This window comes from Blastopirellula marina DSM 3645 (assembly GCF_000153105.1).
GTDB classification, from domain to species: domain Bacteria; phylum Planctomycetota; class Planctomycetia; order Pirellulales; family Pirellulaceae; genus Blastopirellula; species Blastopirellula marina.
Window position 1 is genome coordinate 1,406,838 of record NZ_CH672376.1, and the last position, 24,442, is coordinate 1,431,279.

The window sequence follows — 24,442 nt, forward strand, 5'->3', positions numbered from 1 at the left end:
TGGTTCGAGAAAACGCAACCACAAAACTTGCGATTCGGGCTACGAAAAGTTTCTCCAGCGGCGCACAAAAAAAGAGGATGACCAAGCTGGTCATCCTCTGCGGGGGTGTTGTCAATCGCTCGGCATTTTTGGCAAAGCGACGACGTGGCTAGCCTCTTTGGTTCCGGCCCTATTTGATCAGGTAATACTGACCTCGCAGGTTACAGAGCAGTTGTTCGCCTGGTTGCTGCTGCGCCAACAGCGAGTTTTGCTGCTTGTTGTTCGCAGCGACCAGCTCGAAATATTCCTTGCTATACCGCTCGACCGTCTTGATATCCTTTTGATCCTTCGCCGGATCGATATCCCCGGCGCTTTCCGCGATCCAAATCTTGTCTCGCAAAAAGAGAGTTTCGTTGCCGATGTTGCGAATATTGGAAGCGACGACCATTTGATCGTTCTCTACATCCTGGTAGACGGCGCCTCCGGCATAAGCGTTGGCCGCTGCGGTCTTTGGAGAGAATCCTGACGAGGCCTCAATGCGAGCCACATTTATCCCATTACCTTTGCTGATGCCGCCAAAGCCTCCGCTGTTGGCGCGATCCGCTTGCTGATAGGCGCCTTTCTGGGCTCGCTGCGAGAAGCCCAAGCGTCCGCCTGCTGCGCTCAGTTTGCGCGTCTCGGCTTCGGCCAAACCAAAGCTGCGAGTTCCGCCGCGGCGAGCGTCGGCCAGATCGCTGACGCTCGAATTTTCGTCGGCCAGGAATGACGTGTACGGCGTGATGATGCCGTGTTTGGTCGAGAGGGAGACGAGCTCTTTGACCAACTCATCGTTCTTGCCGTTCAGGTCGATGTCATCAATGATCTCGCCGATGCGGCGCATCGCCCACAGTTTCTCGACAAACGCATAGGTTTGATCGTCGCTCTCTTTGACGAACTCGGCTGGGAAAGTGACCTTCTGCTTTTTGTCGCCGACCGTGCCGACGATCGTGATTTTGGCGTCCCCATGTTTGCGATAGCGCCCGGCGATGATCAGCTGTTCGCCGGCGAACAGATCATGCGACTGTTTCGGCTGCAAGCGATTTACAAAATTGTCGCCCCCTTTTTCTAGGTCGTACTTGATCGCGACGTTGGTCATGACCGGCGCGCTGATCTTGTTGTACAGTTTGGCGACATGCGTCTCGATGTCTTCGTTGGGACGGACATATTCGCTTTGTCCAAAGCATTCGCGTGAGAGACGATCCAGCAGGCGGCTGTTGACGTCGTAGCCGACGCCGAAGCTGATCACGCGGGCTCGCACGTCATTCTTCTGTTTGGCGTTATCGACGATTTTCGCTTCGTTCTGTTCGCCATGCGTCGGCAAGCCGTCGGTCAAAAACAGCATATAGCTGGGACGCTTGTCATCTTTCAGCATGCCCATCGCTTTGGCGAGCGCGCCGTCGATATTGGTGCTGCCGCCGGCATAGAGGTTGTCGACAAAGCCGAGCGCCTTTTCTCGCGTTTTGTCATCTAGTTTTTGCAGTTCCGGCTCAAATGATTCGACGTCGCTATCGTAGGCGATGATGTTGAACAGATCCCCTTCGTTCAAGTTGTTCAGCACAAACTTGGCCGCTTCCTTCGCTTGTTCGATTTTCTCGCCGCTCATGCTGCCGGAGCGATCAACGACAAAGATCACCGTTTTCTTGGTCTTAACGTCTCCTACTTCTTCGACCGGCGGACTAGCGAGCAATAAAAAGTAGCCGTCTTCGCTCTTGTCAGGTCGATAGGTCAACACGCTGGCGCTGAGATCGGTCTTGGCCGTATCAAAGAACAGGCGGAAGTCATTGGTCGGCACGCAATCCTTTTGTTCAATCGTGACGACCGCGCGATTCTTTCCTTTGCGCTTGACCTCCACTTCGTGCGTGGGGCTATAGACGCTCTTCAATTTTTCTTTGGTTTCAACGCTCACGCGCAGGCGCAGTTTTTCGAGCGGCTTGTCGGTGAAGCGGGCCGTCGATAACGGAAAGAGAAAATCGGTCAGGCGATTGTCTTTGCGCAACAGTTGGCTGTAGGTGATCGTCACCGTGCGACTAGCGCCGGCCGGGACCGGAAAGACGCTGGTCTGAAACATGCCGGTTCCGATCCATTCCAACAGCGCCGGATCTTGATTCTTGCGGACGATCTCTTCGTAGATCTCGCGGGCCTTCTCTTTCGGAAGAAGTTTGGCCGGATACTCTTTGCCGTCGACCAGCAGCGTTAGGCTGTCGATCGCGCCGTCGTACGGCAGCGGAAAAAGAAACGAAACTTGGAGTTGGCGGCTGCAAGTGTTCTCAAAGGTTTGAGAGACCTGGACCTTGGCGATCTGGTCTTCGATGTTCGCGTCAACTTCCAGACTTTTGATTTTGTACGACTCGGTCACCGGTTGCGGCGAAGGGCGCGGAATGGGACGCGGCAACGGAATGGGGCGAATCGGATCGTGGATGATCACGACGGTTTGGGCCGAAACGCCCAGCGCCCCGCTAAACAGGGCGAAAAAGAGAGCCAGCGGCCCCCACAGAGAAAGGCGAACATAGCGAGACATGGTGGTGCTCCTAGCGACAGGACATCGGGCTTTGTAGCGTAGACGAGCTTGGCGGAGCAATCGTTTTGTCAAGAAACAAAAGATTTCATCACGCAATGGAGAAGCTTTACGGTTGTTATGGCACAGAAGCGGCCCTTAGCTGTTCGTATTCGGGGATGATACTGGCGTATCACTCTGCTTAACCTATAATCCTGCTTAGCCAGTGGACGTTGTTTTACACGCATCGTCCATCGGTAGAGCTTGGTTGGATGCGGCGACTTGTTCTCTCCTGGGGTCGTCGAGAACATCAAGTTCATTCTGCTGCCCTCCTTGTAAAGCTTCATCGATCATCCTTCGCTCCTCTTCTGGGAATCCTATCGAATGCGTCGACTTGGGTCATGGTTCGTCTTGTTATGTTTCGTATCGGCCGCTGTTGCGGAAACGCCGATGTGGATCTGGAACTCCAAAAAAGCGACCGACAACCAGACGGTCTACGCACGAAAAGAATTTGAACTTGCGGGGCCGGTCAAAACGGCGACGCTGTATGCGACCGCCGACAACAGCATCACGGTCAGCTTTAACGGCAAGCCGGTCATTCAGCATCGCGACTGGGGCTCTTGGGGAAAAGCGAATGTCACTGATTTGATTCGGGATGATCGCGCTCTGATCGCGGCTGCCGGAAAGAACGAAGGAGGCTCGGCCGCGCTGCTGGTCAAGCTAGAAGTCGAATACAAAGATGGCAAGAAGGCGACGTTCGCCAGCGACGGCACGTGGGTCGTGGGGACCGAACCGTCCCCTGGTTGGGACCGTGCTGATTTTGCCGCCGACTGGAAACAGGCGACGGTCATCGGCAAGTTGGGGATACAGCCGTGGGGCAATGTCGGCAGAGCGACTGTCGCCGCCGCACCCGGCGAAGCGACCCCGGTCGAAAACATTCAGGCGCTCGACGGATTCAAGGTCGAGCGACTGTATTCGGTTCCGCTAGGTCAGGAAGGGTCTTGGGTCAGCATGACCGCCGATCCGCAAGGACGTTTGATCTGCTCCGATCAATACGGGGGACTGTTTCGCGTCACCCCCGGCGCTGACGCCGAGACGACCAAGATTGAAAAATTGGATGTTGCGATCGGCGACGCCCAAGGTTTGCTGTGCGCCTTCGACGCGCTCTATGTGTCGGTCAACGGAAACGCGGCGCAAGGTTCCGGCCTCTATCGCGTTACCGACACCAACGGCGACGATCAATACGACAAAGTCGAGTTGCTGAAGAAGTTCAAAGGGGGCGGCGAGCATGGTCCGCATGCGATTCGCCTGGGCCCCGATGGCATGCTCTATGTGATCGCCGGCAACCACACCGATATTCCGGAAGGAAGCGAAGTGGGCGCGCCGCACAAGAATTGGGCGGAAGATCTATTTCTGCCGCGCAACCCCGATGGCAACGGCCATGCGACTGGGCGCATGGCGCCGGCCGGCTGGATTGCCCGGACTGACAAAGATGGCGAAGACTGGCGACTCCTCTGCGCCGGCTTCCGTAACCCGTACGACATCGCGTTCAACGCCGATGGCGAACTGTTCACTTACGACGCCGACATGGAATGGGATACGGGCGCACCTTGGTATCGCCCGACGCGGGTGAATCACGCCGTCTCGGCCGCCGAGTTCGGCTGGCGCTACGGCACCGGCAAATGGCCCGATTATTACGTCGACAGCGTCGGCTCGGTCGTTGACATCGGCCTGGGCTCGCCGACGGGGATCGAAATGGGACTCGGCGCCAAGTTTCCGGCCAAGTATCAAAACGCACTCTATATCAACGACTGGACCTACGGTGTGATCTATGCGGTGCACATGCAACCGCAAGGCGCGACTTACACGGCCACGTTTGAGAAGTTCATCACCGGACGACCGCTGCCGGTCACCGACATTTGCGTCAATCCGAAAGATGGCGCTCTCTACTTCGCTATCGGTGGACGCAAAACGCAATCGGGCCTGTATCGCGTCACTTATGACGGCAGTGAGTCGACCGCTCCGATTGCGACGACCGAAAGTGAAGAAGGTCGCGAAGCTCGCGCGTTACGCCGAGAATTGGAAGCGCTGCATACGACGACGACCGATGGCGCGCTGGCCAAGATCTGGCCCAGCTTGGGAAGCAATGATCGATCGATTCGTTACGCTGCTCGCGTTGCGCTCGAAAATCAATCGCTCGCCGATTGGAAAGCGCGGGCGCTCGCGGAGACGAACACGAACGGGACGATCCAGGCGCTGACCGCACTCTGTCGCGTCGGCGACAAAACGGATCAGGCGGCGGTGCTCGCGAAATTGAATTCGCTCCCGTACGATCGAATGAGCGAAGAGCAGACGCTCGACGCGCTGCGCGTTTACGAACTCGCCTACATTCGTTTGGGCGGCAAACAAAATGAGACGGCGAACGAAGCGGTCATCGCGCGGCTGAATCCGCGCTTTCCCGGCGAAAGCGAAGAGGTCAACCACGAGTTGTTCAACGTGTTGGTTTACCTGGAAGCGCCCGGCATTGTGAAGCGCGGCATGCAGCAGTTGTTCGCCGGTCAAACGCAGCAAGAACAGATGTTCTACGCATTCGCACTGCGGAATGCGACGAGCGACTGGACTATGGATCAGCGGAAAGCGTATTTCAGCTGGATGAACCTGGCTCAGACGAAATATCGCGGGGGCAACAGCTTCAAGAAGTTCGTCATGCAGATCCGCAACGACGCTGCCGAGAAGTTGGCCAAGGCCGACCTGGCCGAGTTGAAAGAGATCATGGAAGGCGCTCAGACCGAAGAGGTCGCCAATCTCGAAACGACGCGCCAGTTTGTACATAACTGGCAAGTCGACGACCTGATCGAAAAGCTGCCGGAAGTCGAGTCCGGCCGCAACTTCGAGAAGGGGCGCCTGGTTTTTGAAGCGGCGCAGTGCGCCAAGTGTCATCGCTACGCAGGGCAGGGGGGCGGCACCGGTCCTGATCTGACCGGCGTCGGCAATCGTTTTGCCCCGCTGTATGTGCTGGAAGCGATGATTGTGCCGTCGAAGGTCGTGTCGGACCAATATGTCAATACGGTTTTCCAGACCGATACCGGCGACATTCTGGTGGGCCGCATTATCAACGAGACTGACGACGCCTACCAAATTCGGAGCGGCCCGTTCGCCAAAGAACTGACCACCGTCAAGAAGGACGAAGTCGAAGGGATGAAACATTCGCCGCAGTCAGAAATGCCTGATGGCTTAATGAACACGCTGACGCAGGAAGAAATTCTCGATCTGATCGCTTATCTTCGCTCGGGCGGTAATCCGAACGACGCGGCATACAGCAAATAGCCTGGCATTCGGTCAGGCCTGGGTCTGACGAGTACGGTCAACCAATAAAAAAGGGCTGCCGATCAAAGCAGCCCTTTTTTTTATGCGATACGGATTTGCCGCTTTCCCCCACAAGGAAATTTGGAATGGAAGACAAAGAGATTTTTCTGCAGTTTCTCGCTCATGACTACTCAGACGGTTATTGGACGGACGTCGCCGTCTTAGAAGCCGGAAAGTTAGCCAAACCGCTTCCTGTGGCCGATTGGATTATTCTGTGCGACGCGTGGAGAAGCTACGATCCGCTCGTGCAGGCTCGCATCGCCGAAGTCGCGGGAGACGTAACTCCCTGGCACGACGAAATCGGCGCGATGTTGATTTCAATGCTCGCAAGCGACGACCCCGATGTCGTCGAAGCAAGCGTCGATTCGTTACACCAACAATATCAGGCCGTGCCGCAGCGCTTCAATCGTGAGCATTTGGCCGAATCGCTCAAGTCGGTTTCGGCTCGCAGCGGCGTCGCCGGTATTGCGCTCGGCGAACTGCGGAAGAAGTTGAAGTAGGCCCTGCATTTACTTCCGAGCGAATAGCGCTTCGTGAAATGCCCGCGCTGCGGGGCTCGCGAAACGATCTTGCGCTTGCACGAGGTGCAGCGGTCGGGGAATCTGCAAATCGGCCAGACGAATCGCGCAAAGCTCGCCCGAGACCAATTCCGCTCCGACCGAGAGACGAGAGACGATCGCCAAGCCGACTCCGGCGGCGACCACATGCTTGATCGCTTCGGTGCTGCTAAGGGTCATCACTTCGCGGACCTCGACCCCGCACATCGAGATCGCTTGCTCTTGCACCGCTCGGGTGCCGGAGCCAGACTCGCGCAGCACAAAGCTTTGCCCGCTCAGATCATCCGCTTTGACCCGTCGCTTTTTCACCAGCGGGTGCGTCGCGGCTGCGACGACCACTAGTTCATCCTCGGCAAAGCTGGTCGCCGTCAGCCCGGGTTCATTCACAAAGCCCTCGGTCAGTCCGAGGTCGACCCGATAATCGAGCACCTGGCGATGCACAAAGTCGGTGTTGCCGACGGAGACGTGAACCCGAATCTCCGGGTGTTGCTGATGAAACCGGGCCAGCACTTGCGGCAACAGGTATCCAGCGATCGTCGTGCTGGCTCCCAAAAATAACTCGCCGCGACGCACATCACGAACCAAAGCGACAACGCGTTCCGCTTCGGCTTCCAGCGTAAAAATCTTCCGTGCATACTCGTTCAACAGCTTGCCGACCGTCGTCAGTCGCAATCCGCGACCGGTGCGATCAAACAACTTTTCGCCGAGCGCCGTTTCAAAGTCACGCAGCTGCTTTGACGCGGCCGGCTGACTGATCATCAGTTGTTCCGCGCCCAGGCTCACGCTGCCGGTCTCGGCGACTTCGTGAAAGATGGCCAGATGGTGTAAATTCATGATATAGACTCAGGTTATGTAATCCATGAATTTTATGTCTTTGCTTTATGTCGGGCAAGTCGGTTTACTTAGAGACGTGGAAAGTAATTCCGGCGACCAAAGGACGGAGCAAGACGCAATGAGTCAACCGACGCTCAGCAAAATCGAAAATCTGAAACTCGACAGCCGGCAGTTGCGCGGCACGCTAGCAGACGAACTGCAAAACGATCGCCCTGATTTTTCGGCCGACGCGATTCAGCTGTTGAAGTACCACGGCAGCTATCAGCAGGATGACCGTGACGTCCGGAAGCAAAAGAACGCCGACGGCACGAAAAAAGAGAAAGCCTATTCCTGCTTGATTCGGACTGCGGTCCCCGGCGGCCGCGTGTCGGCCGAGCAGTTTCTGGCCGAACTAGATCTTTGCGATCGACTGGGCAACGGTTCGCTACGGATTACCACGCGACAAGGTTTCCAGTTGCACGGCGTTTTGAAAAGCAATTTGAAAGAGACGATCCGCACGATCAATCAAATCAAGCTGTCGACCTTCGCCGCATGCGGCGACGTCAGCCGAAACGTGATGTGCTGCCCGGCGCCTTTTAAGAACAATCCCGTTCGTGAACAGATGCAGACGCTGGCGCAGGAAATCGCGGTCCACTTCCGTCCGCGGTCGACTTCTTACTATGAGTTGTGGCTGACCGACGACGAAGGGAACAAACAAGATGTCGCCGACTTCCAGCCGGTCGCCGAGCCAATTTATGGCGAGCGTTATTTGCCGCGAAAGTTCAAGTTTGGCGTCGCCGAGCCCGCCGACAATTGCATCGACGTTTACACGCAAGATGTCGGTTTGCTGGCGATTGTCGAAGAGAATGAGGTGATCGGCTACAACGTGATCGTGGGGGGCGGGATGGGAAACACGCCGTCCGCCGACAAAACGTTTCCGCGACTCGGCGACGAGGTGACCTTCGCAACGCCGGACCAGGTGATCGCCGTTTGCGGAGCGATCGTCAAAGTCCAGCGCGACTTTGGCAACCGCGAAGATCGCAAGCGGGCCCGGCTGAAGTACCTGCTGCATGACTGGGGCGTTGCGAAGTTCAAATCGCAGGTCGAAGCGTACTACGGAGCTCCGCTGCCGGAGCCGAAACATGCTCCGGTGACCGGCGTTGACGATCATGTTGGCTGGCACGTCCAGGGAGACGGCAAATTGTTTCTCGGCGTGAACATCGAGAACGGTCGGATCGTCGATGTCGGAGACGTGCGGATCAAGAGCGGGCTGCGCGCGATCTTGCAGCGGTATGGAATGCCGACCCGGCTGACTCCGCTGCAGTCGGTGATCTTGTGCGATATCGATCCGGCTGATCGGCGCGGCGTGGAAGCGCTGTTGGGCGAATATGGCCTGAAGTCGGCGGATGAGCTTTCGCTGGCTCGACGGTTTGCGGTCGCTTGTCCGGCGCTGCCGACCTGCGGCTTGGCGATCACCGAATCTGAACGGGTCATGCCGCAACTGATTGATCAGATCGAACCGGTGCTGGCCCAGCATGGTCTGGAGAAGAGCCAGATCTCGATCCGGATGACCGGTTGTCCCAACGGCTGTGCTCGACCCTATGTGGCCGATATCGGTTTGGTGGGCAAGTCGGTCGGCAAGTACACCATTTATTTAGGCGGCAATCCGCAAGGGACGCGGATCGGTTTCGTCTATCAAGACGCGACGCCGCTCGAAGAGATTCCTGCCCAACTGTCGCCGCTGCTCGCCAGTTACCAGGCGGAGAAATCGGGTGACGAAGCGTTCGGCGATTACTGCGCTCGTCTAGGACGCGAAACGTTATTGGCCAAGGTGGGCCGTGCGGAAGCTGCTATACTTCAAAACTAAAATCAGGGATTCGATCCAATGAAACGTTATTACTCGCTCTGGAAGTCGACTTGGTGGTTGTGGGTGCTGATCGTGAGCGGCACATTCTTCTTGTCGACGCTCAACGAAATTCTGTTTTACGTCAGCTTGGTCTATCTGCCGATCTGCCTGATCGTATTTTTGTGGTTCGGGCTGGTTCGCTTTGACGACGAAGGGAACGAAGTCGACATGACGTAGGTCGCTTCTCCAATTTGCAAGTTGAAGCAACGGCGACGATCGCGGTTGCAGAAGCAAAACGCTCGCAGCGGCAAAACAAGTCAGCGGACTTGTTTCGCCGCTTTTTTATTGCGCCATGACCGGCGGCGGCAAGGCGAACCCGCCTTCGGGCAACGTCTCAGGGCGCATCACCGGCGGCGCGAGTTGCGGTTGTGGTTGATACTGGGGCGCGACGTTGACCGATGGATTGGGAGGCGTGTTCATCGGCGTGATGTAGCCGGCTTGGGCGTTGGTTCGCAATTGTTCGGCGCGAGCACGCAGTTCTTCGGGCGGCACAATCCGGCGCGGCGTCATCTGGAAGTCGAGATCGCGCGTGTCACGAATCTCCCAAGGCCAAACGTTCTCGCTGAAGAACTCGATCACGGGGTACTCATACCAGGGCGCTTTGAAGGTGTGCAGTTGCGACACCGATTCGTAGCCATCTTTTTCGAGACGAATCTCGCGCGTTCCATAATGAACGTAGCTGGATGACACCGGCGTCACGCCCAATTCCTGATCGTCGACATAGACCACGGCGCCTGGCGGGTTCGTGCGAATATTCATCCGACGACGAACGCATCCCGTGCTGGCGCATGCCAATAGCATGGACAGCAAGAGAAAGTGACGAAAATGGAAAGTCCGGCGGTTCATGCCGATGGGCCTGGTCCGATTATGAGGGGAAGTGGGGGCGAAGTTTAGCAATCTGTCGCCTTAGCGACTAGACGAAAACGGTGATCGTGGTTAAATCTTTTCGCAGTAAGTACTTGTTGCTGTCAAAAATCCGCTTTAACATCGCAAGTTTCTGTAAATAATAGGTAGGGCCGCCAAGACGGCGAATTATTGGACCGGAGAAGAGCGACGCATGTCGGTTGAGTCCCATACGTGGCATAACACGATTCAGATCGCTGCGCTCAGCGATGTGGGGATGCGCCGTAGCAACAACCAAGACCACTACGGGGTCGTTCTCTCGGCCAATTGGGATGAATGGCGAAAGCGGGGGCACCTGTTTGTCGTTGCTGACGGCATGGGCGCTCATGCGGCTGGCGAACTTGCCAGCGAAATCGCGGTCGACCGCGTCGGCCATCTTTACCGCAAATATGTCGAGAAAACCCCGCCCGATGCGTTGGTCGCCGCCGTCGAAGAGGCGAACGCCGTCATCAATCGCAAAGGGGAAGAGAACTCTGCGTTCCATAAGATGGGGACGACATGCAGTTCGCTGCTGATCTTGCCGCAAGGCGCGATCGTGGCGCAGGTCGGCGACAGTCGCGTCTATCGCTTACGAGGGGACAAGCTCGAGCAGCTCTCCTTCGACCACTCGATGGCGTGGGAGATTCGGGCCGCCACCCAGGGACTCGACGCCGCCGACGTCTATGACGCGATTCCCAAAAATGTCATTACCCGCTCTTTGGGACCAGGTCCGACTGTTGAAGTCGATCTGGAAGGACCGTTTCCGCTACAAGTGGGGGATACCTTCTTCGTCTGCAGCGACGGCGCCACCGGACCGCTGCGGAACGACGAAATTGCGATCATTCTAAAAACGCTCGATCCGTCGCATGCAGTGCAACTGATGGTGGATCTCGCGAATCTACGCGGGGGGCCGGACAACATTACCGTCATCGTGGCCAAGATCACCGGCGAAGCGATCACCCAAGATCCGACGCGGACCGAACCCCTCATTATGGAAGAAGCTCGCCCGGCCAATCCGCCGCCGCGCCAAAAATTGCGCAATCCTCCTTGGACCATTTGGGCGCTGCTCTTGCTGTTTGGCTTTGCGACCGCCGCGCTGGTTTATCTCGACCGGCCGTTTGAAGCGCTGATCTCGGGGCTCGCGGCGTTTGCGGCCTTCGTGTTTGGGGCGGTCTATATGTACTCGGCCCCGCCGACCGATGAAGAACCGATCAAAGCGACTCCCAAACGTCGACTCGGCCGCGGACCATATGAAGAAACCTTCTGCAACACGACCGAAAATGTCGCCCGCAATCTAGCCGCGACGGTGGTCGAACTGCGGGAAGCTTCTGAAACGAACCACTGGAAGCTCGACTGGGACCGCGTCAACCAGCTGCGCAGTCAGGCCCAGCTCGAGCTAGCTGCCGGCGACTACTTTAATGCGACGCGACTCTTTTTGATCTGCATCGGCGCGATGATGGCCCAGATCCGGATGCAAAGCAAGAAAAAGAATCCGCTGGAGGATGAGTCGAAAGTCGACCTGATCTAGCGCCCATCTTTTGGCGTGCCGTGGCGCGCTGCTTTCTACTCAAAAGTAGGGGACGAAACTGTCGTTCCTTCGGCCGGGGGAACTTGCTAGAGTTCCACACGCTTTCGCCGCATTCTTCGCGACCCCTGATGCGAATCATTACCCGCTACATCCTGTGGGAGATCCTTAAGATCTTCTTTCTCGCGCTCGGCGCATTGACGCTGCTGATCGTACTGGTCGGCGTTGTCCAGCAAGCGCTGCGCGAAGGTTTGGGACCGGGACCGATTGCGCGCATCATTCCCTACATGATTCCGGACGCGCTGCGATTTTCGATCCCGGGAACGATCCTGTTCGCGTCTTGCAGCGTTTACGGACGTCTCGCTTCCGGCAACGAACTTGCCGCGCTCAAAGCGGCTGGCGTCTCTCCGCTAGCAGCCCTGTGGCCCGGTTACGCGATCGCGCTGGTGCTATCAATCGCTTGCGTGTGGCTGAACGACATCGGTGTCTCGTGGGGGAGTCAGGGAGTGCGCCGCGTGTTGGTGCAGTCGTTCGAGGAAATCGCCTACGGAATGCTGCGGACCCACAAATCGTTTAGCAGCGACAAGCTCTCGATCTTGGTGCGTGAAGTCGACGGACGCCGTCTGATGCGTCCGCAAATTGTCGCCGCCGCGACCCCGACTTCGCCCCAATTGTTGATTAGTGCGGCGGAAGCCGAACTGCACAGTGACGAAAACCACCAGCTAATCATCTCGCTGATTGACAGCCGCATCGAGAGCGACGGCTCGCAGCAAGGGGTCTTCGAGCATCCTGGCCGTATGGATCATGTCGTCTCGCTGAGCGACGAATTATCGCCGGAACATCGCAGTCCTTCAAAAATTTTATCGTCCCGAATTCCCCAAGTGCTGCGCGAAGAACGCCAGATCGTGCAGACCCAAAAAGAAGCCGATATCGCTTGGAGTGCGTTCGCACAAATCGCAACGTTGGACGCAGCGCAACGCACTCCGCCGTTTGATATCTCCTATATCAATTCGCAGATCAATCGCTTGCGGACCGAACCTTGGCGGCGTTGGGCGAATGGATTCAGTTGTCTGTTTTTCGTATTGCTGGGAGTGCCGTTAGCGATCAAGCAACGAAATCCTGATTTTGTGACCAGCTTTTTCATGGCCTTTTTGCCGGTCCTGCTGGTCTTTTATCCGCTGCTAGCATTTGCCGTCGATCGGGCCAAAGATGGCGCAGTGCCGCCGCAAGCCGTCTGGATCGGGAATGTGGCGCTGCTGTTGGTCAGTCTTTACTACCTGCGAATGGTTTGGCGCTATTAGCAGAAGTTTGGCGAATGTCTTGTTGGGTTCGCCTTGAATCGGCAAGGCGAAGCTTGCTACACTCACCAGGCGATTGCCCGCCCAAGACGAGACAAAGGATGTCTTGCCGCTGCCAGGCGATCCATTGCGACAAGGAGGTCGCTTGTGCTTACCCGACGCCCGATTCGGGACAAGATGCTGGTCGGAGCCATATTGCTGAGCACGATTGTGTTCGGCATGGCGGCGACCGCCGTATGGTGCAGCTATAGCTATCGCGGCTTGGCTCGCAGCGTCAGCGTGCGCGCCAACGAGCTTCCCTTGGCGATCGACTTCAGCTTAGCGGTGACCGATCTGCGGCACGCGCTGGGGCAATTGCGCGAAACCAATCATCCCAATCACGACCTCTTTCCGCAAACGCCGGATCCGACGCTTCCGCGTGAAGAACTCGCGGCGCGGCTGATGCACGTCGAACGTTCGCTGCAAGTTTATAAGCAGCAATTGGAAGCGAACGACTCTCTCGCTAATGACATGAGCGATTACTCTTACGAACGGGAAACGATTCGTAAGATTGATCAGCTGATCGCCAAAATCCAAGCCGGCAATACCGACTCGGATTGGGCGCTCGGTCTGGTCAACAGGACCGAACTCAAGCGAGAAGTCGACGGACTTCATACGCTGGCGATGGAATTGCCTAGTTTTTTAATTCAACGCATGCAGCGTCTTAAGGACGAAGCGCAAACGCAATATCGCACTTGGATCGTGATCTCGCTCTGCGCCGCTGTCGCCGGCGTAACGTTGCTGGCGATCTTCATGTGGCTCTGTTGGGTTTGGATTTTTCAACCGCTACGCGTCTTGATGCAAGGTTCGCGATTGGTCGCCAACGGCAACTTTTCGCATCGTATTCAGCTCAACACGCATGACGAGATGAGCGTTCTGGCCGATGCGATGAACGCGATGACGCAGCGGTTTGAAGAGATTCGCCGCAACCTGGATGGGCAAGTTCAAGAGCGCACCAAACAAGTCGTACGGAGCGAACAACTCGCGAGCGTCGGCTTTTTAGCGGCCGGCGTCGCGCATGAGATTAACAACCCGCTCGCGTCGATCGCTTTTTGCGCCGAGTCGCTGCAAAGTCGGTTGGCCGAGTCGCTGCCGGTCGATGGCGCCGACGAAGGAGTCTGCAACGTCACTGACGTCGAACTGCTCCGCAACTATCTGGGCATGATTCAGGACGAAGCGTTCCGGTGCAAAGAAATCACCGAACGGTTGCTCGACTATTCGCGACTGGGCGATGTCGAAAAAGTGGACACCGATCTAGGCGAACTCGTTCGCAACGTCATCGACATGGTCAGCCATCTCGGCAAATATCGCGAGAAGAAGGTCCACTTCCACTCGCGTGACGCGGCCATCGCTCCGGTCAATCCGCAAGAGATGAAACAAGTCATGTTGAACTTGATCACCAACTCGCTGGATAGTCTGGACCCCGGCGGAGAGGTGATCGTCGAACTGGTCGCGCTCGACGATGATCAAATTACGGTCGTCGTTCGCGACAACGGCTGCGGCATGACCGAAGAAGTAAAGAAACACTTGTTTGAACCCTTCTTTACGCGCCGTCGTAACGGACAGGGGACAGGGCTCGGCTTATCCATCACGTATCGCATCATTGCAGATCACGGCGGGCAGATCGACGCGCAAAGCGAAGGACCGGGGTGCGGGTCGGAATTTCGTATCACGTTGCCCGCTAGCACTCCAGGGAAGGAGCAGCATCATCGTTACCAAGCCGCCTAGTCGGTTGAAGATCCTCTTCGCCGACGACGAAAAATCGTTGCAGAAACTAATGAGTCTCGAACTTCCCCGTTTGGGACATGAGGTGACGGTTTGTCCTGATGGTCTGACTGCAGTCGCTGCGCTCGAACGCAACACCTACGACTGTATCTTGGTCGATCTCGACATGCCGGGCCTCAACGGGATTCAGGTCATCGCGAAAGCGAAAGAGTTTTCGCCGGAGACCGAAGCGATCGTGTTGACCGGCAAATCATCGACCGATTCGGCGATCTCGGCGCTCCGCTATGGCGCTTTCGACTATTTGACCAAGCCGTGTCGTCTGGTCGAACTGCAAGCTTTGCTCGAGCGGGTCGCCGAGAAGCGAGAGCTGACCCGCAAGTATCGCGCGGTGAAAAGCCGGCTCGAAAAGCTGGAAGGAAAGTCGAACCTGATCGGCGATTCTCCCAGCATGCAGCAAGTCGGCCGCTTAATCTCCAAAGTGGCGCCGACCAATTCGACCGTGCTGATCCGCGGCGAAACAGGAACCGGGAAAGAACTGGTCGCCCGAGCGCTGCACGACCAAAGTCATCGCATCGAGATGCCGTTTGTCGCCGTCAACTGCGGCGCATTGCCGGAAAACCTGATCGAAAGCGAACTGTTCGGCCATCGTAAAGGCTCGTTCACCGGCGCCGAAGATACGCGGATCGGCCTGTTTGAAGTCGCCAACGGCGGCACGTTGTTCTTGGACGAAATCGGCGAACTGCCGAAGTCGCTGCAAGCGAAGCTATTGCGGGTGCTGGAGACCGGCGAGATTCGCCGCGTCGGCGATAATGACTCGATGCAAGTCGATGTGCGGATCGTGTGCGCAACTCATCGTGACGTCGAACTAATGGTCGCCGAAGGAGATTTCCGCGAAGACTTGATGTTCCGCATCAATACGTTCGAGATTCATCTGCCGCCGCTTCGTCAACGGACCGAAGATATTCCAGAATTGGCCGAACATCTGTGTCGCCGCTTCTGGCCCAACGTGCCGCTGACGCAGACCATTTTCTCGTCGGACGCGATTCGTTCGCTCAAGTCGCATGACTGGCCCGGTAACGTTCGCGAACTGGCGAACGTCGTTGAGCACGCGACGATTTTGTGTGAAGAGCCGCCGATCGAGCCTGATCATTTGCCGCGTCGTTTCGGCCTGATGAGCACCGAATCGGCCGCCAACGCCAATCTCGGCGGTAAACCGGTCTTAAAGGCGATCGGCCCGCTATCGCTACGCGAACTAGAAATGCAGGCGATCTACGAGGCGCTCGAACGACACGAAGGCAACAAGCCGCAAGCCGCCGAAGAGTTGGGCGTCAGTCTGAAGACGCTCTACAATAAGCTGAATCAGGCCTCCAGCATGGATAAGTCGGCCTGAAGAGATTGATGCGTCTCGTGAAATATCAAAGCCGCCTGCGAAGCGATTCGCGGGCGGCTTTTTCGTGCAATTAACTCGCTGGGTTTCACGCGATCTCCTAGAATACTCGTACGTCCCTAGGCTCTGTTCCGAATTCCATGAATCAATGGAGTTGTCGATGAAATTTGCGCGACAATCACTTTCTGCGCTGGCGCTGGTATGGATTTGCAGTTGTACGAGTGTCGCCTGGGGACAATTTGGCGGGCCGCAGGAAGGCTCGTTTGGAGGAGCAGGAGGGACGTCGCAGGGCCTGTATGAGGCTGAATCCATCTTGATCGTCATCCCCAAGTCACGCGATTGCGTTTGGGCGTTCAGCACGAATGCGGACAATGCGGATAAGGTCGAACTCTCAACACCAATTCCCGCGGAAAGTTCGCCGGTAGTGTTGGGGAGTAATGTGGCCGTCTTCATTCACGATGGCAGCGCCTATGGCTTCAGTGCTGAGACCGGCAAATGGGGGAGCATCAAATTACAAGAGCCAAAGGAACCAGCGATTCCGATTGTTGGCGGCAAATTTGTCGCGATCAGGAATGCTGACTGTATTTATGCTTTTGGCGTAAAACAGGGAACGTGGGCCAAAGCGACGCTTTCCGAAGGAAGCCAGGCGCACCCGATGTTAGGAAACTCGATGATCCAGGTTCTGGACGGAAATTCTTTGTACGTCTTTGGTCAAGCGAGTGATCGCTGGATTGCGATCGATATGGCCAATGGGGATCGGATACGAGTAAAGTAGCGGAGCCGCAGATCTACGCCATCTTCCTTACAACGCCCACGACCACGCCGCGAACCTTGGCGTTCTTCACATAGATCGGATCCATCGACGAGTTGGCTGGCTGCAAGCGAATGCGATTTTTCTCCGGGAACCAATATTTGAGGGTCGCTTCGCCGTCGTCAGTTTCGGCGACGACAATCTGACCCAGCGAGGCGCTATCTTGCTTGCGGACGACGACGTAGTCGCCATCTTCGATGTGCGCTTCGATCATCGAATCCCCTTTGACGGCCAGCACAAATTGGTCGTGCCGGGCGAACATGTCGCGAAAATCGATCAGCTCTTTTTGCTCGATCGCTTCGTGCAAGACGCCGGCGGCGATCTGCCCGACCAGCGGCAAGCCAACTTCGTCCGCTTCGTCGCAGGTCAATTGAATCGCCCGCGACATGTTCGGCTCGCGAGAGATCAATCCTTTTTTCTCCAGCGCCTTCAGATGGCACATCACCCCGTTGGGCGAACTGATTTCAAACTGTTCGCCGATCTCGCGAACGGTTGGACCGTACCCGCGAGAGACGATTTTCTCTCGGATGAATCCGAAAACGTCACGCTGGCGTCGGGTAAGTTGGTCAAGTGCGCTGACGGTGGTCGAGGAGGCCATGTAGCCGAGCTCCGGTGGGGTGACTTCGCTTTTCCTGACTTCAGCATAATATACGGCTGTACATACTGCAATAGCGTTTGTACACCGGTCGCTGTCTAGGGGATAATTGAATTCCCTCCTAATTATTGCTCTCCGAGTGATCGTGAGCTAAGTTTCCAATACAACCAACTTTTCTTCCATTCAACGATCCTGGTGGTTCCTGGGACACATCCAGTTCAGGGTCCTACTTATCCGGGAACCGATGCATGTCTCACTTGATTCACTTTTTGTTGTCCGAGGATGGGCCAACCGCGGTGGAATACGCGGTCATGCTCGCGTTTTTGGTCATTTGCCTGACGGCGATCGGCATCATGGGGACACAAGTCGGAGCCGGCTATCAGCACGCGACCGACGAGTTCACGCGAACATTTCCCTCTTCGATTACGACTCCCTAGTTCGCTTGCTCGTTTACCACCACTGCGATGAGAGAACCGCGGTCCCTTGGGACGGCGGTTTTTTTTGTGGGGTTCTGTCGATTGTGCGTCGGGTAAAATTAATTCGAAACAAACGCGTGGCGCTGAATCGTCTATGTATCGTGCTACATTTCTGAAATGTCGGCGCTTTCGGCCATCGGCCCTTTGTCTCACCCACCAGCGTTTGGAGTTTCGCGATGTTCAAGTCCGTCCTTTCCGCACTCGTCTTGGCATGTCTACTTAGCAGCGTTGCGGTTGCGCAGAACAGCAAAGAGCGCTACGTCGTCATTCCGGCCGATGACAAGCCGTTCTCCGTCAGTGAAACCGACTATGTTCGGTTAACCGGCGAAGGGATCTCTGGATCGCGGATCAAGATGGACATCAAAGGCCCGGCCGAAGTCGACATGATCTACTTCGTCAAGAAAGTCTCCGGCGACAGTCCGCTCTTGGGAATGCAAGTCAAGCAATACGACCTGAAGCCGACCGGCAAGGGTAAAGTCACTGCGACGATCACGGTCGTGTTTCCCAACAATCAGTCGGAGCCGAAGACGACCAAATTTGAGTTTGAAGTGAAGTAGGTCCGGACATGGAATCCCTGGGTAGATGGAGTCTTTTTTCTCCGCCGCCCAGGGATGAGCCGGGACGGAATCCTTGCCTAGAGGTCGTACCCGCACTTGGCCAGCGTGCGCAAGAATAGATTGCCTGGGTACAGTTCGGAAAACAGTCGTGGATCGTTGTTCAACGCGACAATGCAAATCCATTCGCGGTAGAGTTTGCGCGTGAATGCGACTCGCGGCTTGGGGGGATGCAACTTCGCGTTGTAGTATTGTTGATCCTTGGGCGAATCGAGCGGGTGGATGGTGCGGCTGCCTGAATTGCGAATCCGCCGCACCCACCGGATGCGATACGAGGAGGGTTCAACGCCCAGTTTGGTCAGGATCGATTCGACCTGCTTGTCCGTCACATGGCAAGGGTGGCCGGTCCAATCTGACCAGTAGGTTTTCAGTCCGTATTGGGCAAGGTACTCGTCGTCAAACATCGGGCCGCGGAGATAGATGCCGTCGGTCGACACGCGTAGGGCCGTCGCGATCGCCTGTTCGACACTGGTCAGATCGGGCAAGTGTTCCAGGAAATGGCTCATGATCGAAAAGCGAACGGACTTGTCGGGGATTGCGAGCTCTCTTGCGTCCCCGACCACGGCCCGATGACCTCGGCGCACTGCTTCTTCGACGACCTCTGGTCGAATGTCAAAGCCGAGTCCGCTTTTGCCGCCAAGCTGGTGGCCAATGCTAAAACTACCTCCAAACTTGCAGCCATAGTCGATGAAGTCGACATCGGAAACGTCAATCATGCTGTCCATCCATATCGATCATGGAACGATGTTGCACTGACCGCAGCTCGAATTGGGTTCGCCTGGAGAGCGATCTCTTGCGGCGCCAATCAATGTCTGGTTAACCAGCTTTGGCATGGTTTTATTGCCTGACGCTGATGATATGCGAGGAGTATACATGAAGCGTATACAGTGGATCCGAATATTGGCGAAATCTTCTTCGAAGGAACCAGAGAAGATTCTTCCTATTGGAAATGAGCCTGAATCGGTTAACGGATCTTCATCTAGGCTGCCAGCGACCTTCGAACGGCATGTTCTCACACGCGGCGCAGGAACGATCGCGAAGTTTGCCCGCTTGCGCAAAAAAAAGCCGCAGTCACAAAACTGCGGCTTCTCGATTTTTGATAATGAGCGGACAAGCAAATCCATCCCGAAGGCTTTCTTCTTCCCTCCGCTTTCCGCTTTTCTTACAACGGCACCCCATTCCAACGCACAAACGCTTCGATCGCGTAGTACTCTGGCAAACCAATCTGGTTGTAGTTGTCGGCGGTCCCTTTGTTGCGATCTTCGGCGCGTTGCCAAAATTCGCGGGGGTCGCTGCCGGGGAAGAGCGCGCGGTCTTTTTGGCTTTCGTGCATGAAGATCGCTTGACGCTTCAGCGTGATGTCGCCGGGGCTCAGCGGCACCGCGATTTCGATCTCGTGCAGCGGGTACTCTTGCCAGGCGCCGCGATATAGCAGCGCGTCAGGCCGGGAGCCGGTCTCGGCTTCGATGCGCTTCATCGCGCGGAAGATCGCCATCGCGCAGACGCGGTGCGTTCCATGCGGATCCGACAGGTCGCCGGCGATGTAAACCTGGTCGGGCTGCTCTTTCATCAACAGGTCATAAATGATGTCGACGTCGATCTGGCCCAACGGGTTTTTCGAGACGGTGCCGGTTTGATAGAACGGCAGATCCAAGAAGTGCAGGTTCTCTTCCCGGCAGCCAACCTTCAACGCGCCGGCCTTCGCTTCGCTGCGGCGGATCAATCCTTTGATGTTCATGACCGATTCGATGTCAGGCTCGCCGGGCTTCTTGGCCGAGAGCGATCCGGCGACTTCCTGCTCAACCTGGTGCGAACGCTCGCCGTCGACGCCGAACATGCGGTTGTATTCGCTGACAAAGTCGGCGTAGCGCTGCGCATCGTGATCAAAGACGGCGATGTTGCCGCTGGTCATATAGGCGATGTGGACCTCGTGACCATCTTGGATCAGGCGAATCAGCGTGCCGCCCATGCTGATGACGTCGTCGTCGGGATGTGGGCTAAAGCAGATCGTCTTCTTCCGCTCTTTGCCGGCGGGGTGATATTCGATCGTCTCTTGCATCCACTTGAAGACGCGATGCGCCAGCGGACCGGCCGGGCCATGATGCCGCAGCAACTGATGCAAATTGAATTTGCGGAAGTCGTCGTCGTCCAGCTTCAGCAGCGCCTTGCCGGTTTGTTGGCAGAGCCAAATGACCGCTTTTTTGATGAGCGATTCATCCCACTCGACGCTGCCCAGCGCCCAGGGAGTTTTGACGTCGGTCAGCTTGCTGGCGGCCGCTTCGTCAATCAAGACTTGCGCGTCAGGATGATCCTGCAAAAAGCTGGCCGGAATCCGGTCCGACGGCGTCGCTTCGACCGTTTCGCAAATGACGTTCGATTTACCTTCCCCTAGCGCCAGCACCAAGATCTTCCGCGCGTCCATGATCGTCGCGATCCCCATGGTGATTGCGCTGGTCGGGACGTTTTCTTCCTGGAAGAAATCGCTGGCGGCCGACTTGCGGGTGATCGGATCAAGCGTGCACAGCCGCGTGCGGCTATTGCGGATCGAGAACGGCTCGTTGAAGCCGATGTGCCCGTTGCCGCCGATGCCCAACAGCATCAGATCGATGCCGCCGGCCGCTTCGATCTCGCGTTCGTACTCGCGGCAGTAGCTTTCGATTTCGGCATGCGGGACGTTGCCGTCGGGAATATGGATGTTCTCGGCCGGCACGTTCACATGGTTGAAGAAGACTTCGTGCATCGTGCGGTGATAGCTTTGCAGCTGATCGGGCGAGATGCCGTAATACTCGTCCAGGTTGAACGTGATGACGTTCGACAGATCGAGTCCTTCCTCTTGGTGCATGCGAACCAGTTCGCGATAAACGCCGGTCGGCGTTGATCCGGTCGGCAGGCCCAAGACCGCCGTTTGACCATACGAATTGCGCTCACGAATCACGCTGGCCACAATCCGAGCGACGTGACGAGCGAGTTCTTCGCTGGTAGGAAAAGTGAAAGTGGGGATGCGCACGCCGCGGACGGGGGCCGCGGTCGGCAACGAGGCGCTGTTGGTCATGTTTTGAATCATAGAGTTCCAGGTCAGGGCATCGAGCAGTTACCGAACCATTGAGTATGCATGGTAGGAATTAATGGCTCCAGTCTCGCCTTTGCGCCGGCCACGCGTCTCTGTGCCGTGTGGCTTTTTTGCCGAGAAAACCAGGCATTGGGCGAAGGAGAAAACTGCTGCGAATCTCCGCAATTGACAGAAATTTCAATTTCCGGTGCGGCGATCGATCCATTCTGAACCGCCGACGGGAGAGGAGCAACCGGCAGCTTGTGGGGATCTTGTTAAGCACGCGAAAGAAACGCCCTGCTCGCGCATACCGGAGAGGGATTGATCGTTGTACGCAACGATCAATCCACCGCGGCGGCTTCTGGCGAAGAGGATTGCCAATGTGGAGCAACGTGACTGGCCCAGATCTCTCCCAAGGCATCGTGAGGGGGTTGGTTGTTCAACGCGCCGTTGCGGATATCGAAGAGGAGTTCAAACTCGTCTGGACTTATCGGGATCGGCCGTTTCTCTTCAGCCGCTTCGCCGGCAAATAACGCGTATTCGCCGTTGAGACGGGCAAGGTGGGTCATTCTCGTTTCAATTTCTTGCTGCAACTGCGCGCGAGCGTCGCTTCCACCCAGTCGCTTCACGCCTGCCGGAAGTTGAAGTAAATAGACGACGACCGGCCGCTGTTCGTCGCAAAAAAGGAACGCCTGATATTGCGGCGCCTGAGGATCAACGAGAGTGATGCCGTTGATGGTTCGTACCGCAGGCGGCAACGAGGAAACCGGCTGCCGCAAATACCAACCGACCAAGCTGACCGCCATCAGCAAGAGCGTGACAAATAGAAGCGAGAGTTTAAGTTTCATCGCATCGCATGGGATCCAACCTCCACGAAACAGCAGAAAGTTGACCGCGCTCCACGGCGAACCAATCCGGCTTTCTGCTCCCCCGCTGTCTGCTTTTCTTCTAAACCCGCAGCTCTTCCGGCTTCGCCAACCGAAACTCATACCGATGCCGGATCGGCGCGATCACGTTGTCCAAAAACTCATCGACTTGTTCCGGCGAGCGGCCGACGTATTGCGAGGGCTCAAGCACCTTTTCCATGTCGAGTTCGGGAAAGGCCGGATCGGCTTGCAGGCGGTCGAGCAAGTCGTTCGGTTTGCCTTCCATCTTGACGACCATGCCGGCGGCGATGGAGTGCTCGCGGATCTTTTCGTGCAGCTCTTGGCGATCTCCGCCGGCTGCGACGGCCGCCATCAAGATGTTTTCGGTCGCCATGAACGGGAGTTCTTCGTTCAAGTGTTTGGCGACCATCGCCGGGTAAACGACCATGCCGCTGGCGACGTTCTCCAAGATGATCAAGATCGCATCGATCGCCAGGAAGGATTGCGGCAACGTCAAGCGGCGATTGGCGCTGTCGTCCAAGGTGCGCTCCATCCACTGCGTCGCCAACGTGTTGGCGCCGCTCGACTGCAGACTCATCACAAAGCGGGCCAACGCACAGATTCGTTCGCTTCGCATCGGATTGCGTTTGTACGGCATCGCCGACGAGCCGATTTGCTTTTCTTCAAACGGCTCTTCCACTTCCTTGCGATGCGAGAGGATCCGCAAGTCGGTCGCGATCTTGTGGGTTGATTGGGCGATGCCGCTCAGCGCGTCGAGCACCTGAGAGTCGATCTTGCGCGAGTAGGTTTGCCCTGTGACGGCGTAGGTTGCGTCAAAGCCCATCTTCTCGGCGACGCGTTGTTCTAGCTGACGAACCTTCTCGTGATCGCCGTCAAACAGCGTCAGGAAGCTCGCCTGGGTGCCGGTGGTTCCTTTGGTGCTGCGAGCTTTGAGCGTTTGCAGACGATGCTCCAGCTCTTGCAGATCCATCACTAGATCATAGTTCCACAAGCAGGCGCGGCGGCCGATGGTCGTCGGCTGAGCCGGTTGCAAGTGCGTGAACCCAAGGCAGGGAAGGGCCCGATGTTGGTGGGAGAAATCGGCCAACTTCAAAATGACCGCAGCCAGGCGCTTTTCGACCAAATGGAGCGAGTCGCGCAGCAAAATCAGGTCGGCGTTGTCGGTCACATAGCAACTGGTCGCGCCCAGGTGAATGATGCCTTTGGCCTGGGGGCAAAGGTCGCCGTAGGCGTGAACGTGGGCCATGACGTCGTGACGCAGCGCCTTTTCGTGCTTCGCGGCGTTGGCGAAGTCGATATTGTCGATGTGTTGCTTGAGCTCGGCGATTTGAGCGTCGCTGATCGGCAGACCGAGCTCTTGTTCGGCCTCGGCCAACGCGATCCACAGTTTCCGCCAGGTGCTGAACTTACGCTGGGCGCCCCAGATTTGGCTCATCTCTTGCGAGGCGTAGCGAGAAATCAGTGGGTTTTCGTACTGGTCGTGCGACATCGGCGTTTCCACAGCGTAAAGCGAAACAGGGCAGGAAAACCTGCATTTTAGCCAGAAATGCTCGGTTTGGTCAGGGCCCGGCGTGGTGGAGTCAAATTCGCCGCAGGAAGAAGCGACTGCGGCCAGATGACCGCGGAAGGCCAGAGGAGCGGCGCCCAAAATTGTCGCTTGACAGAGCGCACGCAGTTCGGGTCGATTAAAGAAAACTAGATCCCACCGCGGGCAAAGCGGCGCTGCACCTGCGTTGCTTAAAGCTATCCACGCGTCTGCGACAGACCGACGGGACCGCTCAGGCTGCGCACTTACCGCTGGGGAGTCCTGGTGCGCCATAATCCAGTTGGACCGTTGGACTCCCGGCGAAGAAACGCGATCCAGTCCTGTCCCACGTTCCGATACGAAGAAACGCGATCCAGTCCTGTCCCACGTTCCAACACGAAGAAACGCGATCCAGTCCTGTCCCACGTTCCGATACGAAGAAACGCGATCCAGTCCTGTCCCATGTTCCGACACG

General features: G+C 56.8%; 21 protein-coding genes. 11 read left to right on the top strand and 10 right to left on the bottom strand.

Going from position 1 to position 24,442, the window contains the following annotated elements; genetic code table 11:
• Positions 1–169 precede the first annotated feature (169 nt).
• Together DSM3645_RS07475 and DSM3645_RS31615 are read right to left on the bottom strand one after the other, a co-directional pair.
• Positions 170–2,536, bottom strand: coding sequence for a VIT domain-containing protein (locus DSM3645_RS07475; protein WP_002651493.1), 2,367 nt, complete (start codon positions 2,534–2,536; stop codon positions 170–172).
• 195 nt (positions 2,537–2,731) lie between these two features.
• The gene (locus tag DSM3645_RS31615) at positions 2,732–2,866 is read right to left on the bottom strand and encodes a hypothetical protein (protein WP_002651494.1); all 135 of its coding nucleotides are present in this window, start codon (positions 2,864–2,866) and stop codon (positions 2,732–2,734) included.
• A gap of 96 nt (positions 2,867–2,962) precedes the next feature.
• On the opposite strand from DSM3645_RS31615, the gene DSM3645_RS07480 reads away from it, so the two are divergent.
• Together DSM3645_RS07480 and DSM3645_RS07485 are read left to right on the top strand one after the other, a co-directional pair.
• Positions 2,963–5,839: a c-type cytochrome gene (locus DSM3645_RS07480; RefSeq protein ID WP_002651495.1), complete on the top strand. Its 2,877-nt coding sequence runs from the start codon at positions 2,963–2,965 to the stop codon at positions 5,837–5,839.
• A gap of 125 nt (positions 5,840–5,964) precedes the next feature.
• On the top strand, positions 5,965–6,378 hold the full coding sequence (locus DSM3645_RS07485) for a hypothetical protein (RefSeq protein ID WP_002651496.1): 414 nt from the start codon (positions 5,965–5,967) through the stop codon (positions 6,376–6,378).
• 9 nt (positions 6,379–6,387) lie between these two features.
• On the opposite strand, the gene DSM3645_RS07490 is transcribed toward DSM3645_RS07485, so the two are convergent.
• A complete protein-coding gene (locus DSM3645_RS07490) occupies positions 6,388–7,269 on the bottom strand; it encodes a LysR family transcriptional regulator (RefSeq protein WP_002651497.1) in 882 nt (293 codons plus the stop codon).
• Between the two features lie 76 nt (positions 7,270–7,345).
• Between DSM3645_RS07490 and DSM3645_RS07495 the strand changes: the two genes are divergently transcribed.
• Together DSM3645_RS07495 and DSM3645_RS07500 are read left to right on the top strand one after the other, a co-directional pair.
• A complete protein-coding gene (locus DSM3645_RS07495) occupies positions 7,346–9,115 on the top strand; it encodes an NADPH-dependent assimilatory sulfite reductase hemoprotein subunit (RefSeq protein ID WP_261339710.1) in 1,770 nt (589 codons plus the stop codon).
• 18 nt (positions 9,116–9,133) lie between these two features.
• A complete protein-coding gene (locus DSM3645_RS07500; RefSeq protein ID WP_002651499.1) occupies positions 9,134–9,331 on the top strand; it encodes a hypothetical protein in 198 nt (65 codons plus the stop codon).
• 105 nt (positions 9,332–9,436) lie between these two features.
• On the opposite strand, the gene DSM3645_RS07505 is transcribed toward DSM3645_RS07500, so the two are convergent.
• Positions 9,437–10,000 (bottom strand): PEGA domain-containing protein, encoded by a 564-nt coding sequence (locus tag DSM3645_RS07505; RefSeq protein ID WP_002651500.1) that lies wholly within the window; start codon positions 9,998–10,000, stop codon positions 9,437–9,439.
• A gap of 211 nt (positions 10,001–10,211) precedes the next feature.
• On the opposite strand from DSM3645_RS07505, the gene DSM3645_RS27885 reads away from it, so the two are divergent.
• The 5 genes from DSM3645_RS27885 (at position 10,212) to DSM3645_RS07530 (ending at position 16,785) form a co-directional block, all read left to right on the top strand.
• Complete coding sequence (locus DSM3645_RS27885; protein ID WP_002651502.1) at positions 10,212–11,564, top strand: PP2C family protein-serine/threonine phosphatase; 1,353 nt, start codon at positions 10,212–10,214, stop codon at positions 11,562–11,564.
• A gap of 128 nt (positions 11,565–11,692) precedes the next feature.
• Entirely contained in the window at positions 11,693–12,862 is a 1,170-nt protein-coding gene (locus tag DSM3645_RS07515; protein WP_002651503.1) for an LptF/LptG family permease, read from the top strand.
• A gap of 144 nt (positions 12,863–13,006) precedes the next feature.
• Positions 13,007–14,626: a sensor histidine kinase gene (locus tag DSM3645_RS07520; protein WP_050769325.1), complete on the top strand. Its 1,620-nt coding sequence runs from the start codon at positions 13,007–13,009 to the stop codon at positions 14,624–14,626.
• A 4-nt stretch (positions 14,627–14,630) separates the two neighbouring features.
• Entirely contained in the window at positions 14,631–16,013 is a 1,383-nt protein-coding gene (locus DSM3645_RS07525) for a sigma-54-dependent transcriptional regulator (RefSeq protein ID WP_002651505.1), read from the top strand.
• A 157-nt stretch (positions 16,014–16,170) separates the two neighbouring features.
• Positions 16,171–16,785 carry a hypothetical protein gene (locus DSM3645_RS07530; protein ID WP_131282310.1) on the top strand — a complete coding sequence of 205 codons (615 nt, stop codon included), beginning with the start codon at positions 16,171–16,173 and terminating at the stop codon, positions 16,783–16,785.
• A 13-nt stretch (positions 16,786–16,798) separates the two neighbouring features.
• Here the strand turns inward: DSM3645_RS07530 and lexA are convergent, their stop codons facing one another.
• A complete protein-coding gene (lexA, locus tag DSM3645_RS07535) occupies positions 16,799–17,419 on the bottom strand; it encodes a transcriptional repressor LexA (RefSeq protein WP_002651507.1) in 621 nt (206 codons plus the stop codon).
• A 245-nt stretch (positions 17,420–17,664) separates the two neighbouring features.
• On the opposite strand from lexA, the gene DSM3645_RS31240 reads away from it, so the two are divergent.
• On the top strand, positions 17,665–17,853 hold the full coding sequence (locus DSM3645_RS31240; protein ID WP_002651508.1) for a Flp family type IVb pilin: 189 nt from the start codon (positions 17,665–17,667) through the stop codon (positions 17,851–17,853).
• A 215-nt stretch (positions 17,854–18,068) separates the two neighbouring features.
• Positions 18,069–18,449 carry a hypothetical protein gene (locus DSM3645_RS07545; protein WP_002651509.1) on the top strand — a complete coding sequence of 127 codons (381 nt, stop codon included), beginning with the start codon at positions 18,069–18,071 and terminating at the stop codon, positions 18,447–18,449.
• Positions 18,450–18,526: 77 nt separating this feature from the next.
• Here the strand turns inward: DSM3645_RS07545 and DSM3645_RS07550 are convergent, their stop codons facing one another.
• The 5 genes from DSM3645_RS07550 to purB all read right to left on the bottom strand — a co-directional run bounded on the left by DSM3645_RS07550 (position 18,527) and on the right by purB (position 23,931).
• Positions 18,527–19,222 (bottom strand): class I SAM-dependent methyltransferase, encoded by a 696-nt coding sequence (locus DSM3645_RS07550; RefSeq protein ID WP_161603306.1) that lies wholly within the window; start codon positions 19,220–19,222, stop codon positions 18,527–18,529.
• Between the two features lie 18 nt (positions 19,223–19,240).
• Positions 19,241–19,630, bottom strand: coding sequence for a hypothetical protein (locus tag DSM3645_RS31245; protein ID WP_237564774.1), 390 nt, complete (start codon positions 19,628–19,630; stop codon positions 19,241–19,243).
• 38 nt (positions 19,631–19,668) lie between these two features.
• Positions 19,669–21,570: a glucosamine-6-phosphate deaminase gene (gene nagB, locus DSM3645_RS07555; RefSeq protein ID WP_002651511.1), complete on the bottom strand. Its 1,902-nt coding sequence runs from the start codon at positions 21,568–21,570 to the stop codon at positions 19,669–19,671.
• A 326-nt stretch (positions 21,571–21,896) separates the two neighbouring features.
• Positions 21,897–22,403: a hypothetical protein gene (locus DSM3645_RS07560; RefSeq protein WP_002651512.1), complete on the bottom strand. Its 507-nt coding sequence runs from the start codon at positions 22,401–22,403 to the stop codon at positions 21,897–21,899.
• Positions 22,404–22,503: 100 nt separating this feature from the next.
• Complete coding sequence (gene purB, locus DSM3645_RS07565; protein ID WP_002651513.1) at positions 22,504–23,931, bottom strand: adenylosuccinate lyase; 1,428 nt, start codon at positions 23,929–23,931, stop codon at positions 22,504–22,506.
• Positions 23,932–24,442: the final 511 nt, after the last annotated feature.

Coding starts and splice junctions, on each gene's coding strand:
- DSM3645_RS07475 (WP_002651493.1), bottom strand. CDS start 2,536: ATGTCTCGCTATGTTCGCCTTTCTCTGTGGGGGCCGCTGGCTCTCTTT.
- DSM3645_RS31615 (WP_002651494.1), bottom strand. CDS start 2,866: ATGATCGATGAAGCTTTACAAGGAGGGCAGCAGAATGAACTTGATGTT.
- DSM3645_RS07480 (WP_002651495.1), top strand. CDS start 2,963: ATGTGGATCTGGAACTCCAAAAAAGCGACCGACAACCAGACGGTCTAC.
- DSM3645_RS07485 (WP_002651496.1), top strand. CDS start 5,965: ATGGAAGACAAAGAGATTTTTCTGCAGTTTCTCGCTCATGACTACTCA.
- DSM3645_RS07490 (WP_002651497.1), bottom strand. CDS start 7,269: ATGAATTTACACCATCTGGCCATCTTTCACGAAGTCGCCGAGACCGGC.
- DSM3645_RS07500 (WP_002651499.1), top strand. CDS start 9,134: ATGAAACGTTATTACTCGCTCTGGAAGTCGACTTGGTGGTTGTGGGTG.
- DSM3645_RS07505 (WP_002651500.1), bottom strand. CDS start 10,000: ATGAACCGCCGGACTTTCCATTTTCGTCACTTTCTCTTGCTGTCCATG.
- DSM3645_RS27885 (WP_002651502.1), top strand. CDS start 10,212: ATGTCGGTTGAGTCCCATACGTGGCATAACACGATTCAGATCGCTGCG.
- DSM3645_RS07515 (WP_002651503.1), top strand. CDS start 11,693: ATGCGAATCATTACCCGCTACATCCTGTGGGAGATCCTTAAGATCTTC.
- DSM3645_RS07530 (WP_131282310.1), top strand. CDS start 16,171: ATGAAATTTGCGCGACAATCACTTTCTGCGCTGGCGCTGGTATGGATT.
- lexA (WP_002651507.1), bottom strand. CDS start 17,419: ATGGCCTCCTCGACCACCGTCAGCGCACTTGACCAACTTACCCGACGC.
- DSM3645_RS31240 (WP_002651508.1), top strand. CDS start 17,665: ATGTCTCACTTGATTCACTTTTTGTTGTCCGAGGATGGGCCAACCGCG.
- DSM3645_RS07545 (WP_002651509.1), top strand. CDS start 18,069: ATGTTCAAGTCCGTCCTTTCCGCACTCGTCTTGGCATGTCTACTTAGC.
- DSM3645_RS07550 (WP_161603306.1), bottom strand. CDS start 19,222: ATGATTGACGTTTCCGATGTCGACTTCATCGACTATGGCTGCAAGTTT.
- DSM3645_RS31245 (WP_237564774.1), bottom strand. CDS start 19,630: ATGGATTTGCTTGTCCGCTCATTATCAAAAATCGAGAAGCCGCAGTTT.
- nagB (WP_002651511.1), bottom strand. CDS start 21,570: ATGATTCAAAACATGACCAACAGCGCCTCGTTGCCGACCGCGGCCCCC.
- DSM3645_RS07560 (WP_002651512.1), bottom strand. CDS start 22,403: ATGAAACTTAAACTCTCGCTTCTATTTGTCACGCTCTTGCTGATGGCG.
- purB (WP_002651513.1), bottom strand. CDS start 23,931: ATGTCGCACGACCAGTACGAAAACCCACTGATTTCTCGCTACGCCTCG.